Annotated in this window: 16 protein-coding genes; 9 read left to right on the top strand and 7 right to left on the bottom strand. The window is 70.5% G+C overall.

Going from position 1 to position 15909, the window contains the following annotated elements; translation table 11 throughout:
* Positions 1 to 91 precede the first annotated feature (91 nt).
* The 7 genes from ACI3KY_RS16555 to ACI3KY_RS16525 all read left to right on the top strand — a co-directional run bounded on the left by ACI3KY_RS16555 (position 92) and on the right by ACI3KY_RS16525 (position 8953).
* A complete protein-coding gene (locus ACI3KY_RS16555) occupies positions 92 to 1339 on the top strand; it encodes an MFS transporter (protein WP_404931243.1) in 1248 nt (415 codons plus the stop codon).
* Positions 1340 to 1634: 295 nt separating this feature from the next.
* Positions 1635 to 2621, top strand: a complete 987-nt coding sequence (locus tag ACI3KY_RS16550; RefSeq protein WP_404931242.1) for an ABC transporter substrate-binding protein — start codon at positions 1635 to 1637, stop codon at positions 2619 to 2621.
* A gap of 97 nt (positions 2622 to 2718) precedes the next feature.
* Positions 2719 to 4251, top strand: a complete 1533-nt coding sequence (locus ACI3KY_RS16545) for a sugar ABC transporter ATP-binding protein (protein ID WP_404931241.1) — start codon at positions 2719 to 2721, stop codon at positions 4249 to 4251.
* Positions 4248 to 5330 carry an ABC transporter permease gene (locus ACI3KY_RS16540; RefSeq protein ID WP_404931240.1) on the top strand — a complete coding sequence of 361 codons (1083 nt, stop codon included), beginning with the start codon at positions 4248 to 4250 and terminating at the stop codon, positions 5328 to 5330. The genes ACI3KY_RS16545 and ACI3KY_RS16540 overlap by 4 nt, the downstream gene beginning before the upstream one ends.
* Positions 5327 to 6346: an ABC transporter permease subunit gene (locus ACI3KY_RS16535; protein WP_404931239.1), complete on the top strand. Its 1020-nt coding sequence runs from the start codon at positions 5327 to 5329 to the stop codon at positions 6344 to 6346. Before ACI3KY_RS16540 ends, ACI3KY_RS16535 begins: the two co-directional genes overlap by 4 nt.
* Positions 6347 to 6395: 49 nt before the next feature.
* Complete coding sequence (locus ACI3KY_RS16530; RefSeq protein ID WP_404931238.1) at positions 6396 to 7925, top strand: sugar ABC transporter ATP-binding protein; 1530 nt, start codon at positions 6396 to 6398, stop codon at positions 7923 to 7925.
* Entirely contained in the window at positions 7922 to 8953 is a 1032-nt protein-coding gene (locus ACI3KY_RS16525; protein ID WP_404931237.1) for a LacI family DNA-binding transcriptional regulator, read from the top strand. The genes ACI3KY_RS16530 and ACI3KY_RS16525 overlap by 4 nt, the downstream gene beginning before the upstream one ends.
* A 34-nt stretch (positions 8954 to 8987) precedes the next feature.
* Here the strand turns inward: ACI3KY_RS16525 and ACI3KY_RS16520 are convergent, their stop codons facing one another.
* Together ACI3KY_RS16520 and ACI3KY_RS16515 are read right to left on the bottom strand one after the other, a co-directional pair.
* Positions 8988 to 10070 carry a potassium channel family protein gene (locus ACI3KY_RS16520; RefSeq protein ID WP_404931236.1) on the bottom strand — a complete coding sequence of 361 codons (1083 nt, stop codon included), beginning with the start codon at positions 10068 to 10070 and terminating at the stop codon, positions 8988 to 8990.
* A 112-nt stretch (positions 10071 to 10182) separates the two neighbouring features.
* A complete protein-coding gene (locus ACI3KY_RS16515; protein ID WP_404931235.1) occupies positions 10183 to 10935 on the bottom strand; it encodes a DUF1684 domain-containing protein in 753 nt (250 codons plus the stop codon).
* Between the two features lie 183 nt (positions 10936 to 11118).
* On the opposite strand from ACI3KY_RS16515, the gene ACI3KY_RS16510 reads away from it, so the two are divergent.
* Together ACI3KY_RS16510 and ACI3KY_RS16505 are read left to right on the top strand one after the other, a co-directional pair.
* The gene (locus ACI3KY_RS16510) at positions 11119 to 11493 is read left to right on the top strand and encodes a PadR family transcriptional regulator (RefSeq protein WP_331907912.1); all 375 of its coding nucleotides are present in this window, start codon (positions 11119 to 11121) and stop codon (positions 11491 to 11493) included.
* Position 11494: 1 nt separating this feature from the next.
* The gene (locus ACI3KY_RS16505; RefSeq protein WP_404931234.1) at positions 11495 to 12874 is read left to right on the top strand and encodes a permease prefix domain 1-containing protein; all 1380 of its coding nucleotides are present in this window, start codon (positions 11495 to 11497) and stop codon (positions 12872 to 12874) included.
* Here ACI3KY_RS16505 and ACI3KY_RS16500 read toward each other — a convergent pair.
* The 5 genes from ACI3KY_RS16500 to ACI3KY_RS16480 all read right to left on the bottom strand — a co-directional run.
* Entirely contained in the window at positions 12814 to 13848 is a 1035-nt protein-coding gene (locus ACI3KY_RS16500) for a glycosyltransferase (protein ID WP_404931233.1), read from the bottom strand. The two genes, ACI3KY_RS16505 and ACI3KY_RS16500, sit on opposite strands and share 61 nt — an antisense overlap.
* A gap of 11 nt (positions 13849 to 13859) precedes the next feature.
* Positions 13860 to 14210 carry a sugar ABC transporter ATPase gene (locus ACI3KY_RS16495; protein ID WP_404931232.1) on the bottom strand — a complete coding sequence of 117 codons (351 nt, stop codon included), beginning with the start codon at positions 14208 to 14210 and terminating at the stop codon, positions 13860 to 13862.
* A 45-nt stretch (positions 14211 to 14255) separates the two neighbouring features.
* The gene (locus ACI3KY_RS16490; RefSeq protein WP_404931231.1) at positions 14256 to 14729 is read right to left on the bottom strand and encodes an SRPBCC family protein; all 474 of its coding nucleotides are present in this window, start codon (positions 14727 to 14729) and stop codon (positions 14256 to 14258) included.
* A 131-nt stretch (positions 14730 to 14860) separates the two neighbouring features.
* Positions 14861 to 15322 (bottom strand): DUF3237 domain-containing protein, encoded by a 462-nt coding sequence (locus ACI3KY_RS16485; RefSeq protein WP_404931230.1) that lies wholly within the window; start codon positions 15320 to 15322, stop codon positions 14861 to 14863.
* The coding region (locus ACI3KY_RS16480; RefSeq protein WP_404931229.1) for an amidase family protein at positions 15319 to 15909 on the bottom strand (591 nt) is incomplete at its 5' end. The genes ACI3KY_RS16480 and ACI3KY_RS16485, both read right to left, overlap by 4 nt.

Raw genomic sequence — 15909 nt, 5'->3', positions numbered from 1 at the left:
TCGATGTGCATCTACCTGCCTGCGGCGCTCTTGGCTGCGGACAAGGCGGCACGCAATGCCGCCTTGTGCGGCCGGAAAGCCCCGAACCACGATGCACACGACCCTCACCGGCACGCGACAGCGCCCTGCGCAGACCGTCCGGCGCCCGAGCCTCATTCGCGAGGCCGGCTACGCGTACTTCCCCATCGCGCTCATCGCGCGCCTGCCGTTCGCGATGATGGTGGTCGGCATCCTGACCCTGGTCGTATCGGCACGAGGATCGCTCGCCCTCGGCGGAGTGACGAGCGCGATGACAGGACTCGGCACCGCCCTCGTCGGGCCCCTCCTGGGTGCCGCGGCCGACCGCTTCGGCCAGCGGCGCGTGCTGCTGATCGCCGGCGCGACGAACAGCGTCATGCTCGCGACGTTCGCCTGGCTGGCCTTCGCCCCCGTGCCGGATGCCGCCCTGCTCGCCGTCGCGTTCTTCATCGGCGCATCGATGCCCCAGGTCGCACCGCTCTCCCGGAGCCGCCTCGTCGGCATCATCGGACGCGCATACCCGACGGAGCGTCGCACCCCGGTCGTGAACGGCGCCATGGCGTACGAGTCGGCGGCGGACGAGATCGTGTTCGTCTTCGGACCGGTCATCGTCGGCCTGCTGGCCACGACACTCAACCCGGCGGCACCGGTGATCGGCGCCGCCGTGCTGGGCCTCGTCTTCGTGACCGCGTTCGCCCTGCACCCGACCGCGGCGAAGGCGGCACCCTCCGCGGGAGGCGTCCGTCCCGCACAGGCGCCGGTGCGGGAACTCTTCCGCGCGCGCGTGTTCGCGCCGGTCGTCGGCGCGCTCGGCATGGGCCTGTTCTTCGGCGCGATGCTGACCTCGCTCACGGCCTTCATGGCCGAGCGCGGCGTGCCCGAGCAGGCCGGCCTCGTCTACGGCGCGATGGGAATCGGATCCGCCGCGCTCGCGCTCGGCGTCGCGCTGTTCCCGTCGCGCTTCACCCTGCGCGCGCGGTGGCTGACGTTCGCGTCGATCCTCGTCGCCGGGGCCGTGTCGCTCCCGTTCGTCGGCACCGTCGGGGCGATGGCGGTCTGCCTTCTCGCGATCGGCGTGGGCATCGGCCCGACGCTCGTGACCCAGTACAGCCTGGCGGCCGCCTTCAGCCCGCGCGGGCGATCGGCGACGGTCATGACGATGCTGGGCTCGGCCGTCGTCGTCGGCCAGTCCGCCGCATCCGCCGTCACGGGCCTGGTGGCCGACGGCTCAGGGGCGACGGCCGCGCTGGTCGCGCCGCTCGTCGCCGCCGCCGTCGTGCTCGGTGCCGGCGTCTGGAACGCGGTCGCTTCACGCCACTGAGCCTGGGCGCCCCTCGCGGATCGGTTGTGAACGCGCTCATCCACGGGGACGGCAGCGGCGGCACAGCGGGCCTTCCGCCGCTGGCCAATGTGATCCCTCACTTCGGGCCTGAATGACCGGAATTACGGGCCTTCGAGTGGCCGTGACCTCTCCGCGTTACGCAAATGTTATCGCTCACATCTTGCGCGACCCCGGAATGTGAAGGCTAACATTCAGGCGGACGGGCGGCACGAGTGCGGCCCGGGGCACAGTGATACCGGCGTCGACGCCGGACCCGAACGAGGAGGTTTTGGGAATGAAGAACAGGATTCTCACCGGTGCAGCGCTTCTGGGAGCGTTGGCACTGGTGGCCACAGGCTGCGCGAGCTCGAACACGGGAGCCGGCGCAGGCGGCGACGGGGGCGACGAGCTCGTGACGGTCGGCTTCGCGCAGACCGGTTCCGAGTCGGGATGGCGCAGCGCCAACACCGAGTCGATGAAGGACGCGTTCTCCGAGGAGAACGGCTTCGAGCTCGTCTTCAACGCCGCCGACAACGATCCGGCGGCGCAGATCGGGGCGGTCCGCGACTTCATCAGCCGGGGCGTCGACGCGATCGTCATCGCCCCGATCGTGGAGGACGGGTGGGACGACGTGCTCCAGGAGGCATCGGATGCCGGCATCCCGGTCATCCTCGAGGACCGCACGGTCACCTCGTCCGATGATCTGTACGCCAGCTGGGTCGGCCTCGACTTCAAGAAGGAGGGCGTGACCGCCGGCGAGTGGGCGGCCGAGAACTTCGGCGACACCCCGACGAAAATGGTCGTCCTCGAGGGCACCACGGGTTCGGCGCCCGCCAACGACCGCGCCGAGGGCTTCAACGAGGCGATCGACGGCACCGCGATCGAGACGATCGACTCGCAGACGGGGGACTTCACGCGCGACGGCGGCAAGACGGTCATGGAGGGTTTCCTCCAGAAGTACGGCCTGGACGGCATCGATCTGCTCTATGCGCACAACGACGACATGGCGCTGGGCGCCATCGAGGCGATCGAGGCGGCCGGCGGCATGCCCGGCGAGGACATCAAGATCATCTCGATCGACGCGGTGCATGACGGCATGCAGGCGCTCGTCGACGGCAAGATCAACTTCATCGTGGAGTGCAACCCGCTGCTCGGCGAGCTGGCCGCCGGTCTCGTGACCGACGTGCTCGCCGACAAGGACGTCGAGAAGGCGAACTACGTCGAGGACCAGTCCTTCACGCAGGAGCAGGCCGCCGAGGTTCTCGACTCCCGCGCGTACTGATCCCCGTTCCGGGTCCGGCGGGGATCGGCTGAGGCCGATTCCCGTCGGACGCCGGGCTCGACACCAAAGTCCGGACGAGACAGAGACACGGATGCGCATGACCGTCAACGAAGACATCCCCGCCGTCGCGATGCGGGGCATCACCATCAGCTTCCCGGGCGTCCTCGCCCTCGATCAGGTCGACTTCACGCTGCGCCGCGGCGAGGTGCACTCGCTCATGGGCGAGAACGGCGCCGGCAAGTCGACCCTCATCAAGGCGCTGACCGGCGTGTACCAGATCGACGGCGGCACGATCGCGGTCGACGGCGAGGAGCGCGTGTTCGCCGCAACGGCGGATGCGCAGGCAGCAGGGATCTCCACCGTCTACCAGGAGGTCAACCTCTGCGCCAACCTCTCGGTCGGCGAGAACGTGATGCTCGGGCACGAGCCGCGTGGCCGTGCGGGCATCGACTGGAAGGCGGTGCACCGGCTCGCCGCCGAGCACCTCGCGGGCCTCGGCCTCACCATCGACACCCGCTCGATCCTCTCGAGCCATTCCATCGCGATCCAGCAGCTCGTCGCGATCAGCCGCGCCATGGTGCTGGACGCCAAGGTGCTCATCCTCGACGAGCCCACCTCCAGCCTCGACCGCGGCGAGGTCGAACGCCTGTTCGCGGTGATCCGGGAACTCCGCGATCACGGCGTCGCGATCCTCTTCGTCAGCCACTTCCTCGACCAGGTGTACGAGATCTCCGACCGCATCACCGTGCTGCGCAACGGCCGGCTCGTCGGCGAGCATGTCGCGGCCGATCTGCCTCGCGACAGTCTCGTGAGCCAGATGATCGGGCGCGAGCTCGACGAGCTCGCCGCGATCTCCCGCACCGCCGATCGCGTCATCGACCGGACGGCGACCCCCGTGCTGCGCGCCACCGGACTCGGACGGAGAGGGATGCTGGAGCCCGCCGACCTCGACATCTACGAGGGCGAGGTCGTCGGGCTGGCCGGGCTCCTCGGCTCCGGCCGCACCGAGCTCGTGCGATTGCTGTACGGCGCGGACAAGGCCGACTCGGGCACCGTCGAGATCGACGGTCGACCGGCACGCCTGACGTCGCCCCGGCACGCGATCGACCACCGCATCGCGTTCTCCTCCGAGGACCGCCGTGCCGAAGGCATCATCGCCGACCTGACCGTCGCCGAGAACATCGTGCTCGGCATCCAGGCCAAGCGCGGATGGATGCGGCCGATGCGCCGCGCGGAGCGCGATCAGGTGGTCTCGGAGTACATCACGGCGCTCGGCGTGCGCCCGGCAGACCCCGACATGCTCGTGCGCAATCTGTCGGGCGGCAACCAGCAGAAGGTGCTGCTGGCCCGGTGGCTGGCGACCGCACCGCAGCTGATCATCCTCGACGAGCCCACCCGCGGCATCGACGTCGGGGCGAAGGCCGACATCCAGCGCAAGGTCGCCGAGCTCTCGGCGCAGGGGCTGTCGGTCATCTTCATCTCATCGGAGCTCGAAGAAGTGCTTCGATTGGCACAGCGAGTCGTCGTCATGCGCGACCGACGCCGCATCGGCGAGCTGGACTCCAGCACCGTCGACCTCGATCTGCTCATCGACTACATCGCCAACGAGGGCGAGGGGAGCGCAGCGTGAAGAAGCTCGTCACACATCGGCTGTTCTGGCCGGTCGCGGCCCTGCTCGCACTGATCGTGGTCAACACGATCGCGCGGCCGCAGTTCATCAGCATCACCGTCCGCGACGGCGAGCTCTACGGGGCGCTGATCGACATCCTCCGCAACAGCGCCCCGCTCATGCTCGTGGCCCTCGGCATGACGATCGTCATCGCCACCCGGGGCATCGATCTCTCGGTCGGCGCGATCATGGCCGTCTCGGGCGCCGTGGCGCTCACGATCATCGACACCTCCGGCGACCCCGGCAGCGGTGCCACCGTCGCCGTCGCGCTCCTGGTCGGCATCCTCGTCGCCCTGGTCCTCGGCGTGTGGAACGGCTTCCTCATCGCGGTGCTGGGCATCCAGCCGATCATCGCGACCCTCGTGCTGATGCTCGCGGGCCGCGGCGTCGCCCTGCTGATCACCGACGGGTTCATCACGACCGTCACCAGCGCGCCCTACAAGTTCATCGCGACCGGGTACGTCATCGGCCTGCCGTTCGCCCTCTTCATCTCCATCGCGGCGATCGCGGTCATCGCGCTGCTGGAGCGACGCACCGCACTCGGCGTCCTGACGGAGTCCGTCGGCATCAACCCCGCGGCGAGCCGCCTGGCGGGCGTTCGCGCCCGCGGCATCGTCTTCGGCGCCTACGCCGCGAGCGGCGTGCTGGCCGGCATGGCGGGCGTCCTCTACAGCTCGAACATCATGGCGGCCGACGCGAACGCCGCGGGGCTGTACATCGAGCTCTACGCGATCCTCGCCGTCGTGCTCGGCGGCACCTCGCTCATGGGAGGCAAGTTCACGATCGCCGGAACGGTCGTCGGCGTCCTGACGATCCAGACGCTCGAGTCCACCATCCTGTTCCTCGGCGTCCCTTCCGCCCAGGCGCCCGTCTTCTTCGCCGCGGTCGTGGTCCTGGTCGTCCTGGTCCAGTCGCCGCGGCTGCACCGATGGGCGCGAGGGCTCATCGCCTCGCGCGCCTCGCGCGGGGGCGGCCCGGACACGCCCGCACCCACACCTTCAACGACGACGGAGCCGACGAAAGCGGAGGCGGTCCGATGACCACGACGACCCAGACCGAGGCCGGGCGCCCGACGCCCGGCACCCGCTACGCCACCTTCATGAGCCGCCATTCGTCGCTCATGCCCATGTTCGCGGCCATCGTGATCCTGATCGTGCTGCTCGTGGGCGCGCAGTTCGCGTTCGGCAACTTCATCACGCCTCGCAACCTGTCGGCGCTGCTGCTGAACAACGCCTACCTGCTGATCCTCGCCGTCGGCCTGACGTTCGTGATCCTGACGGGCGGCATCGACCTGTCCGTCGGGTCGGTGATGGCGTTCACCGGCATCCTGTGCGCGAAGCTCCTGGCGGAGGGCCTTCCCGCGATCGTGGCGATCCCGCTGATGCTGCTCGGCGGCGCAGCGATCGGGCTGCTGATCGGGGTGCTCGTGCATTACTTCGACGTGCAGCCGTTCATCGCCTCGCTGGCGGGCCTGTTCCTCGCGCGCGGCCTGGCGTTCGTGGTGAGCCTGTCGTCCATCCGCGTGGAGGATCCCGCGGTGCTGTGGCTGCAGCGGACGCGGCTCACGGTGGGCGACTGGTACCTCACGCCCACCGGCATCCTCGCCCTCCTCATCGTCGCGATCGGCGTCTTCGTCACGCAGTGGACGCGGTTCGGCCGCACGATCTACGCGATCGGCGGCAACGAGCAGTCGGCGCGGCTGATGGGCCTGCCCGTCGCCCGGACGAAGATCCTCGTCTATGTGATCAGCGGCGTCTGCGGCGGCCTCGCCGGTCTCGTCCTCACTGCTTACTCGGGCGCGGGCTATCCGCTCAACGGCGTCGGCACCGAGCTGGACGCGATCGCCGCGGTCGTCATCGGCGGCACCCTCCTGACGGGCGGATCGGGCTATGTGATCGGCTCGATGATCGGCGTGCTCGTGTACGGCATCATCAAGACGATCATCGCGTTCATGGGTGCGGAGCAGTCGTGGACCCGCATCATCATCGGCGGACTGCTGCTGGTCTTCATCGTCGTGCAGCGCTTCATCGTCACCCGGTCCGACCGTCGCCGATGACCCGAGTGCCATGAGCGGGCCCGTTCGCGTCTCACGACATAATGGCGTGATGGACGAGCGGCGTCCGCTCATGGAACTCACCGGGGCGACGGTAAGGTTCGGCGCGGAGACCGCGCTCGACGACGTGCGCTTCCGCGTGTTCCCCGGCGAGGTGCACTCGCTCATGGGAGAGAACGGCGCGGGCAAGTCGACGCTCATCAAAGCGCTCACCGGGGCGCTGCAGCTCGACAGCGGACGCATCGAGCTCGACGGGCACCCCGTCCACTTCGGAACGCCGGCCGACGCGCTGCGCGCCGGGATCAGCACGGTCTACCAGGAGATCGACCTGCTGCCGAATCTCACCGTGGCCGAGAACATCTGCCTCGGCCGGGAACCGCGTCGCTTCGGCACCATCCACTGGTCCGCCATGCGCGAGCGCGCCGCGGAGGTGCTGTCGGGGCTCGGCCTGGCGATCGACCCGGCATCGATGCTCGGAAGCCACTCGCTCGCGATCCAGCAGCTCGTCGCCATCGCACGGGCGATCTCGATCGACGTCCGGATGCTCGTGCTGGACGAGCCCACCTCCAGCCTCGACATCGACGAGGTGGCAGAGCTCTTCCGCGTCATGCGCGACCTCAAGGAGCGCGGCGTCGCGATCATCTTCATCTCGCACTTCCTCGACCAGGTCTACGAGATCGCGGATCGCATCACCGTGCTCCGCGGCGGCCGGCTCGTCGGCGAGTACCTGCCGACCGAGCTGCTGCGCATCGACCTCGTCGAGAAGATGCTCGGACGCAGCGCCTCGGATCTGGGCACACGCGATCGCGTCGAGGCTGCGCCGGAGGCGGCATCCGCTCTTCTGCACGCGGAGGGCGTGACGGTCGCTCCGGGCATCGCCGATGCAGACGTCGTCCTGCACGAGGGCGAGGTGCTCGGACTCGCCGGGCTCCTCGGCTCGGGACGGACGGAGCTGGCGCGCGCGATCACCGGCGCCGACCGGCTCGACGCCGGCATCATCACCATCAGCGGCAGGCCCGTGGAGGCGAGGAGCCCGCGCGAGGCGATCGCGTTCGGCGTCGTCTACTCGTCGGAGAACCGCCGCACCGAGGGCATCATCAGCGAACTGAGCGTGCAGGACAACATCACGCTCGCGCTGCAAGCCGAGCGGGGCATCTTCCGGCGCATGCGGGATCAGCGCCGTCGCGAACTGGCGATGAGCTGGATCGAGGCGCTCGACATCCGGCCGGCCGATCCTGACCGCCCCGCCGGCACGCTCTCCGGCGGCAACCAGCAGAAGGTGCTGCTGGCGCGACTGCTCGCGCTGTCGCCGCGCGTGCTCGTCCTCGACGAGCCGACGCGCGGCATCGACGTCGGCGCCAAGGTCGAGATCCAGAACCTCGTGGGCGAGCTCGCCGACAACGGCCTGTCGGTGGTCTTCATCTCGGCCGAGCTGGAAGAGGTGCTGCGCGTCGCGGGGCGCGTCGCCATCCTGCGCGGCGGCCGCGTGGTCGACACGCTGCCGTCCGACGCGCTCACCGTCGAATCCGTCATGGCGCTCGTCGCGCAGGCGGACGACGCCGACGGGGAGGGAGCGCGGTGACCGACGAGAAGCAGGCGCGCTCCGCGAACATCTTCGACGTGGCCCGGCTCGCGGGCGTCTCGCACCAGACGGTCTCGCGGGTGCTCAACGACCTGCCCAACGTCCGCCCGGCCACCCGCGCGCGGGTGGAGCAGGCGATCGCACAGCTGCGCTACAGTCCCTCCCCCGCCGCCCGCGCCCTCGTCACGCGCCGCACCCGCACGATCGGGCTCGTCGCGCCCGGCGTCTCGGACTACGGCCCGACGTCAGTGGCCACCGCTTTCAACTTCGCCGCCCGGGCCGAGCGCTACAGCGTCGAGACGGTGAGCGCGCTCGATCCCGACCCCGCCGCCGTGCGAGCGGTGATCGAGTCACTGCTCCGCCAGCGGGTCGACGCGATCGTGCTGATCGTCGTCGACATCGGCGTGCTCGAGGTCGTGCGGGGCCTCGATCTCAGCATCCCGGTGGTCGCCGCCGCGGCGACCGCGCGCCGGAGTCCCCTCATCGTGTCGATCGATCAGTACCGCGGCGCCCGATCGGCCGTCCGCCACCTGGCCGAACTCGGCCATACGCGCATCCTCCACCTCGCCGGCCCCCAGCGCGCTCCGGACGCCGTCGAGCGCATCCGCGGCTGGCGCGACGAACTCGGGGCGCGCCGCCTCGAGGTCGTCGAGCCGAGGCACGGCGATTGGTCGGCGGCCAGCGGCTACCGGCTGGGTGCCGACCTCGAGATCGACCCCGGGACGGCGGTGTTCGCATCCAACGACCACATGTCGATCGGTCTGCTGTCGGCGCTGCGCGAGCGCGGGCTCCGCGTGCCCGAGGACGTCAGCGTGGTCGGCTTCGACGACGTGCCCGAGGCGGGCTACCTGTACCCGGCACTCACGACCGTGCGTCAGGACTTCGCGAGCCTCGGCGAACTCATGATGCAGAAGGTGCTGATCGCGGTGGAGGAGCCCGACAGCGTCACCGAAGACACCCCGCTGCCCACGCATCTCATCGTGCGCAATTCCACCCGGCCGCAGGATCACCGCTCTGCTGAGGCCTGACGCCGCTCTCGCGCATCCGCCGCACCACGTGGCGCTACGGCGTCGCCGCGGCGAGCAGCCGCCGCATCTCGGCCATCGCCTCCTCGGACTGTGCCAGCAGCACGCGCAGCCGCTCGGCCGTTTCCCCCGGGTCGACGGCGGTGACCGGCTCCTCCGCGTCGGAGGCGACGACGGGGGCGCCATCGGCGCCGCCGTCCACCGTGCCCGCGCCGGCCGAGACTCCCGCCTTCACGGCACCCGCCACCGCGCCGGCCGCCACTCCCTTGGCCGCGTGGCGGGCGATCGACGGCCGGGAAGTGCTCGCGGCAGGCTGCGCGGGGGTGCTCGCGGCGGACTCCCCGGCGGTGGCCTCCTCGGCCGTTGCGGCGCCCGGATCGGCGGGCGCAGAATCGGTCTCCGTCGGCTCGGCGGCAGCCTTGCCGGGCCCGAGGAAGAGGTTCGCCAGGTAGCCGGTGAAGGTGCCGAAGATGCCGACACCGACGACGATGATGAGCGTGCCGATCAGCCGGCCGACGTTGGTCACCGGGTACTGGTCGCCGTAGCCGACCGTCGAGATCGTGACGATCGTGTACCAGAGCGCGTCCGAGGCCGTCGTGATGTTGGCACCGTCCGCGTCCTCCTCGACGTACAGGATCGTGATGCTGCCGAATTGCAGCACGAGGACGCCCATCAGCAGCAGGGTCATCAGCGCACTGTTGGCACGATCGTGGATGAGGGTGGTCCACACCGTCCGGGGGCCGAGCTCGCGCAGCAGCCGGAAGACTCGCAGCAGCCGGAAGACGCGGAGCACCTTGAACTGCGGGAACGGCAGACTGGCGAGCAGATCCGCCCAGCCGAAGCCGATGAAGAAGTAACGCCCGGCAGATGGCGCCGTCGAGATCCGGTAGATGAAGTCGCCCAGGAAGATGGCGCTGAACAGCGCGTTCATGACCGACAGGACGAGCTCCACCGCGCCGTCGCCCGCAATGGCGTAGACGAGCACCAGGTTGACGATCGACAGGATCGACAGCGCGCCGATGAAGATCTCGTACGCGGTGTTCTTCAGCTCGGAGCGCGCGGCGCGACGCCGCGCGCGCTCACGGGACGACGCGCGGATCTCGGAGAGGGAACGGGCCATGTCGGCTCCTCGGATCGGGCCATGCCGGACACCCTCCGGCTGATGTCCCATTGTCCCCGTACCGGTCCCCGCGGCGCGACCGGCCCCTCACCGTCGCCCGAGGCAGACGCGCTCAGTCCAGGACGGTGGCGCGCTCCCCGGCCTCGACCCGGACGGCCAGACGGTTGTTCGCCGGCGGCAACGGGCACACGTAGTGGTCGCTGAACGCGCAGGGAGGCAGGTACGCGTTGTTGAAGTCGACGGTCACCGATCCGTCGGCGGCCGGCGGGTCGATCTCGAGGAAGCGGAAGCGGTACGCGTCGACGTTGCTCGTGGCATCCGCGATGACGGCGCTGAGACCCGAATGGGGGTCGCCGGTCACCGTGAGTTCGACCGGCGCGCCGCCGACCTCGAGGGCGATCGTGCCGACGGCCGGCTCTTCGCGCTCGTAGCCGTCCACGCTGCGGATGACGTTGATCTGCCCCTCGGGCGCCGGGCGGAACACACCGGGGAGAGCCCAGGCCTCGTCGTGAGGGAACGACAGGATGCCGCGCAGCCGCGTGCGGCCGGAGATCTCGGGGTCGAACACCCGCAGCGCCGGCGCGCCCTCGCGGCTGATCGCCTTGAGCCGCAGCCGGCCGACGTCGAGGTGCTCTCCCGGCGCCAGGACGACCTGGTCGAGCGGTGCGTCCGCCGCGTCCGCCCGCAGCGCCGTGCCGACCACGCGGTCGTCCGCCGCGCGCCAGAGGCCCGGCGCGCCGTCGTAGGCGCGGGGCTCGTCATCCAGCCAGTGCGTGTACCGCAGGGCGGCGACGCCGTGCTCGGACGCCACCGCGTGCCAGCGGGCGTCGGTGACGGTCTCGGGGGTGCTCGTGGGGAGGGTCATGCTGTCCTTCGTCGGGGCTGGGCGGCGGTTCGCCCTCCCCATCCCAACACGCCGGAGGCGAACGCATTCCCACCGCCCGCGAGCCGGCGTCACGGGGCGTCACGCGCGGTCATGGAACTTACCTTGCAGTTCTAGATAACTTGTACTTCTATGTACGTAGGGCTTCTACGTATGGAGGACGATGTGAAGATCGGCAAAGACCTCGTGGCCGCGGCCGCGACGCCGATGGTGCTGGGCATCCTCGCCGACGGCGAGTCGTACGGCTACGCCATCCTGCAGCGCGTCGGCGAGCTGTCGGGCGGCGAGCTGGAGTGGAGCGACGGCATGCTGTACCCGCTGCTGCACCGGCTGGAGCGGCTCGGGCACGTCGAGTCGTCGTGGGGCGCCTCCCCCAGCGGTCGCCCGCGCAAGCACTATCGCCTCAGCGCCACCGGCCGCGCCGCGTTCGCCGAGCAGCGGCAGCAATGGGCCGTCGTCAGCCGGGCGTTGCAGCGAGTGTGGTCGGATCGCGACGGCGGCACCGACTTCGCCGGTGCCCCCGCATTCGGAGGTGCGTGACATGGCGGACGACCTCGAACCCCGCATCGAAGACCAGATCTCGGCGTGGCGCGCGTACGTCTCGCGCCCCGAGGCGATCGACGGCCGCGATGTCGACGAACTCGAAGACCACCTGCGCGGTCAGATCGACCGCCTCGAAGCCTCCGGTCTCGACGGGGATGAGGCGTTCCTCGTCGCCGTGAAGCGCCTCGGCGGGCTCGACGACCTGTCGCGGGAGTTCGCGCGGGAGCACTCCGACCGGCTCTGGAAGCAGCTGATGTTCCCGGACGCGCCGCGCGCAGCCCGCAGCGGCGGGGGCCTTGCGTTGGCCATCGGGCTGGCGGTCGGCGCGGCGCTGGCGATCCAGATTCCGGCGGTGTTCGGCATCCGGTTCGGAGAAGACGGCGACTTCTACGCACGCTTCGGGGCCCTGCTCGTCCTGCCGTTCCTCGCGGCCTATTTCCTGGTGCGCCGCCGGGCATCCGCCGCGACCGTCGCCGTGGTCGGCCTGCCGTTCGTCCTCACCGCCGTCGTGATGGCGGTCTACCCTTTCGCGCCCGACGGCTCGACGCTCGTACTGGCGGCGACGCATGCGGCCGTGGCGTTGTGGATCGTGACAGGCATCGCCTACGTCGACGGGCGCGTCAGATCGAGCCGCGCCCGCATGGACTTCATCCGGTTCACCGGCGAGTGGCTCGTGTACCTCGCCCTCATCGCCCTGGGCGGCGGCGTCCTCGTGGCGCTGACCATGGGGGTGTTCTCGGCGATCGGCCTGGACGCCGAGTGGTTCGTCGAGCAGTTCATGGTGCCCTGCGGCGTCGCCGGAGCCGTCGTCGTCGCGGCGTGGCTCGTCGAGGCCAAGCAGAGCGTCATCGAGAACATCGCTCCGGTGCTGACGAAGCTCTTCACGCCGCTGTTCACGCTGCTGCTGCTCGCGTTCATCGTCGCCGGGCTCCTGCAGGGGAGCCTCGTCGACGGCGGCGCCTCGGAGGCGTTCGGCCAGCGCGATCTGCTGATCCTCTTCGACATCGTGCTGGTCGTCGTCGTGGGCCTGCTGCTCTACGCGCTGTCGGCCCGCGAGCCGCTCGCACCGCCCTCGTGGTTCGACCGGCTCCAGCTGCTGATGGTGGTGGCCGCCCTGGTCGTCGACATCATGGTGCTCGTCGCCATGATCGGGCGGATCGCCGAGTGGGGGGCGAGCCCCAACAAGCTCGCCTCGCTCGGGCTCAACGTCATCCTGCTCGCGAACCTCGTCGGCGCGGGGTGGCTGCAGCTGCGGTTCGCGATGCGGCGCACGCCCTTCGAGCGCCTGGAGCGGTGGCAGACGGGCTTCCTGCCGGTCTACCTGGCGTGGGCGGCGATCGTCGTCGTGGCGTTCCCGCCGCTGTTCGCGTTCGCGTAGACCACGCCGGGGCCGGGCAGGGATGCGATCGCCTCGAGGAGCACCTCGTCCCATCGCTCGAGGAACGCCGGCAGGCCGTAGTGCGTGAGAGCGTGCTCGCGCGCGCGGGCGCCCACCTCGGCGGCCCACTCCGGCTCCTCGAGGAAGGCCCGCGCGGCCCTGCGCAGATCGTCGATGTCGGTCGAGACGACCCCGGTGCCGGCGGCGACCGCCCGCACCGCCTCGGTCGTGGCGAGCGCGACCACCGGCATCCCGAGATGCATCGCCTCGATCAGCGACAGCCCGAGCGAGGTCCACCGGAACGGATGGAGATACACCCGGCGCCGTGCGAGCTCGGCGTGCAGGCGCCGGGGCGCCAGGCTCTCGATACCGGAGATCGCCGGGTCGTCGAACGCCTCCCGCAGCAGGCCGGCGTCGATGCCGAAGACGTCCAGCGGCGCTTCGCGCGTGAACGCGGGCAGCAGGTCGGTGCCGACGGCGCGCCATCGCCGCACCGGTTCGTTGACGACGACGCCGATCCGGGCCAGTTCTCCGGAGTAGAGCGGACCCGGATCGGGGACGCCGTGCTCCACGACCGTCGTCGGCGCGACGCCGTTGTCCCAGAACAGCCGGTTGAAGTGGGTGACGTGGACGATCGGGATGTCGCGACGGTCGGCGAGCGGATGCCGCGTGGTGAACGCGGCGGGACCAGGGGTGTTGTGCTCGAGATAGACCGCCGGCAGGTCCCGGCCCGGCGCGCGACCGGTCAGGGACTCGACGAGGTCGATCTCCTCCGGACGCTGCAGCACGACGATGTCGATGTCCTCGCCGCGCAGGTCGTCGAGCGCGACCGGCCGCGCCCGCTCCCATCCCCAGCCGCCGACGCCGTCGTCCTCGCCGGGCCGCACGCTGCGCACCGGCAGCAGATAGTCGTGCCCGCCGCGGACGAAGGCGTCGGTGTATCCGCCGTGGATCGGCCAGAAGAGGATCTGCACGTCGCGCCTGCCTAGTAGTCCTCGGGTGCGAGATCGCCCTGCCCGAGATCCCCGAGCTCGGCGATCTCGGGACTGGAACCCTGGGTGTCGGGCTGACTGGCTGCGGACGGCAGATCCTCCCGCGGCACCTCGTCGTCATCGGACGGCAGGTGCGCGGGATCGTCGCCCGTCGCCGTCTCGATGTCGGGATCCTCGCCCGCGTCGAGCGCCGTGGTGCGATCCCACTCGGCCTGTGCCGGGTCGCGCGTGGGATCCGGCTCGATCGACGTGTCGCGGTCGCGGAGCGGCTGGATCCCGGCCTGCTCCGTCCCGAGCTGGCCGTCGGGCGCCGGCGGGATGTCGGCGGGAAGGCTGTCGGACATGGGGTTCTCCTCTTCTCGAGCGGGGTTCAGACGTCGGACGCGGGGTCACACCTCGCGGGTCGCCCCGCCATGGATCTCGCCGCGCCAGCCGCCGGTCTCGCGGCCCCGCTCCTCGATGAACTCCTTGAAGCGCTCGAGGTCCTTCTTCGCGGCGCGCTCGTCGATGCCGAGTGCGGCGCCCGTCTTCTCGGTGAACGACTCGGGCACCCAGGTCATCTCGAGCGAGACCCGCGTGCCGTCGCCCGCCGGCACGAAGCTGACACGGCCGGTGTGGAGCTTCTCACCGTGGCTCGCCCACGAGATGTGGTCGTCGGGCACCTGGTCGGTGATGGTGGCGTCGAACTCGCGCTCCACTCCCCCGATGTTGACGACCCAGTGGGTACGCTGGTCGTCGAGCTGATCGATGCGCTCGACCGCGGACATGAAGCGCGGGAACTGCTCGAACTGGGTCCACTGGTCGTACACGGCCCGGATGGGGGCGTCGACGTCGATCTCTGCTGTCACAATGCTGGTTGCCATGACGGCTCCTTTCACTGGAACAGCCACCGTACGAAACCGCAGGATGCCGAGACACGGGGTTGACTCCGCGGAGGGCCGCGGCTAATGCCCGGCGCAGCACGCCGGCTGCCTGCCGGCCGGGCCTTCGCCCGTCAGCGCACGCGGAACACCCGGATGCAGACGTGGCCCGGCTCGGGCCGCGCGTAGCCGACGAACTGCGCTTCCGTGAGCCACTGATGCGCGTCCGCGCCCGTCTGGAAGACGAAGGCGGTGCGGTAGTACAGCTCGTCCTCCCCCACGTCCTCACCGGCGTACAGACGCCGCTCGACCTCTTCGCCGGCGTGCCAGTAGCCGCGGTTCACCACGTCGATCGCCGCGCCGTCGTCGGCCTCGATGACGTAGCGCGCGTCGAGCTGCGTCGTCGCGCCCCGCGTCACCCACCAGTCGGCGCCGACGCTGAGCACGCGTCCGTTCAGCCGCGGCCCCGAGATGGTGCCGCCCACGATCGGCGTCACGTTGAGATCCTCGGATGCTGTGCGCCCGATCCGGATCGGCTCCGACACCGCCACCTTCAGCTCGAAGACGAACTCGAGCCCCGGCTCCCAGGCGTTCACGCGACAGCTCCGGCGATGCGCGCCTCGACGGGGGTCAGCCCGCCCAGCGCGGCCTCGACATCCCGAGCCGCCGCGAGCGAGACATGGTCGGCGTTGCGCGGCCCGATGAGCTGCACCCCGGTCGGCAGGCCGTCCTCGTCCAACCCGGTCGGGACGGCCACCGAGGGCAGCCCGAGGAAGTTGACCGTCACCAGCAGCCGGTGGTCCCGCCACAGTTCGGTAGTCGCCGCCGGGCCCGAGAGGTCGTAGCCGATCTCGGGCATGCGCCGGGCCGAGACCGGGCCGAGCACGATGGGGTACTCGGCCTGGAACCTCTCCCACGCGGACGCGATCACCGCACGCCGGGCCCAGGCGCCGCCGTACGCCTCGCCCGACGCGAGCACCTCGGTCTCCTCGGCGTTGTCGAGGAAGTACCGGGTCGAGCCGTGCGAGAGGGGCACGGGCAGCGCACCGGGCAGGAAGGCGCCGACCATCTCGGTGGTCGAGATCTGGCGCCACAGCGTCGCAGCCTCCTCGATCAGCGGCGGCTCGACGTCGTCGACGGCCCAACCGGCCGCGGCCAGCGCCGCCGCCGCGCGGTCGACGGC

Origin of the sequence: Microbacterium sp. ZW T2_14, assembly GCF_044987405.1 — a bacterium.
GTDB lineage: Bacteria > Actinomycetota > Actinomycetes > Actinomycetales > Microbacteriaceae > Microbacterium.
Note: the sequence above shows the minus strand (reverse complement) of the source record. Positions and strands in the feature narration are given on the sequence as shown.

Coding starts and splice junctions, on each gene's coding strand:
- ACI3KY_RS16490 (WP_404931231.1), bottom strand. CDS start 14,729: ATGGCAACCAGCATTGTGACAGCAGAGATCGACGTCGACGCCCCCATC.
- ACI3KY_RS16545 (WP_404931241.1), top strand. CDS start 2,719: ATGACCGTCAACGAAGACATCCCCGCCGTCGCGATGCGGGGCATCACC.
- ACI3KY_RS16550 (WP_404931242.1), top strand. CDS start 1,635: ATGAAGAACAGGATTCTCACCGGTGCAGCGCTTCTGGGAGCGTTGGCA.
- ACI3KY_RS16555 (WP_404931243.1), top strand. CDS start 92: ATGCACACGACCCTCACCGGCACGCGACAGCGCCCTGCGCAGACCGTC.
- ACI3KY_RS16530 (WP_404931238.1), top strand. CDS start 6,396: ATGGACGAGCGGCGTCCGCTCATGGAACTCACCGGGGCGACGGTAAGG.
- ACI3KY_RS16505 (WP_404931234.1), top strand. CDS start 11,495: ATGGCGGACGACCTCGAACCCCGCATCGAAGACCAGATCTCGGCGTGG.
- ACI3KY_RS16535 (WP_404931239.1), top strand. CDS start 5,327: ATGACCACGACGACCCAGACCGAGGCCGGGCGCCCGACGCCCGGCACC.
- ACI3KY_RS16495 (WP_404931232.1), bottom strand. CDS start 14,210: ATGTCCGACAGCCTTCCCGCCGACATCCCGCCGGCGCCCGACGGCCAG.
- ACI3KY_RS16515 (WP_404931235.1), bottom strand. CDS start 10,935: ATGACCCTCCCCACGAGCACCCCCGAGACCGTCACCGACGCCCGCTGG.
- ACI3KY_RS16520 (WP_404931236.1), bottom strand. CDS start 10,070: ATGGCCCGTTCCCTCTCCGAGATCCGCGCGTCGTCCCGTGAGCGCGCG.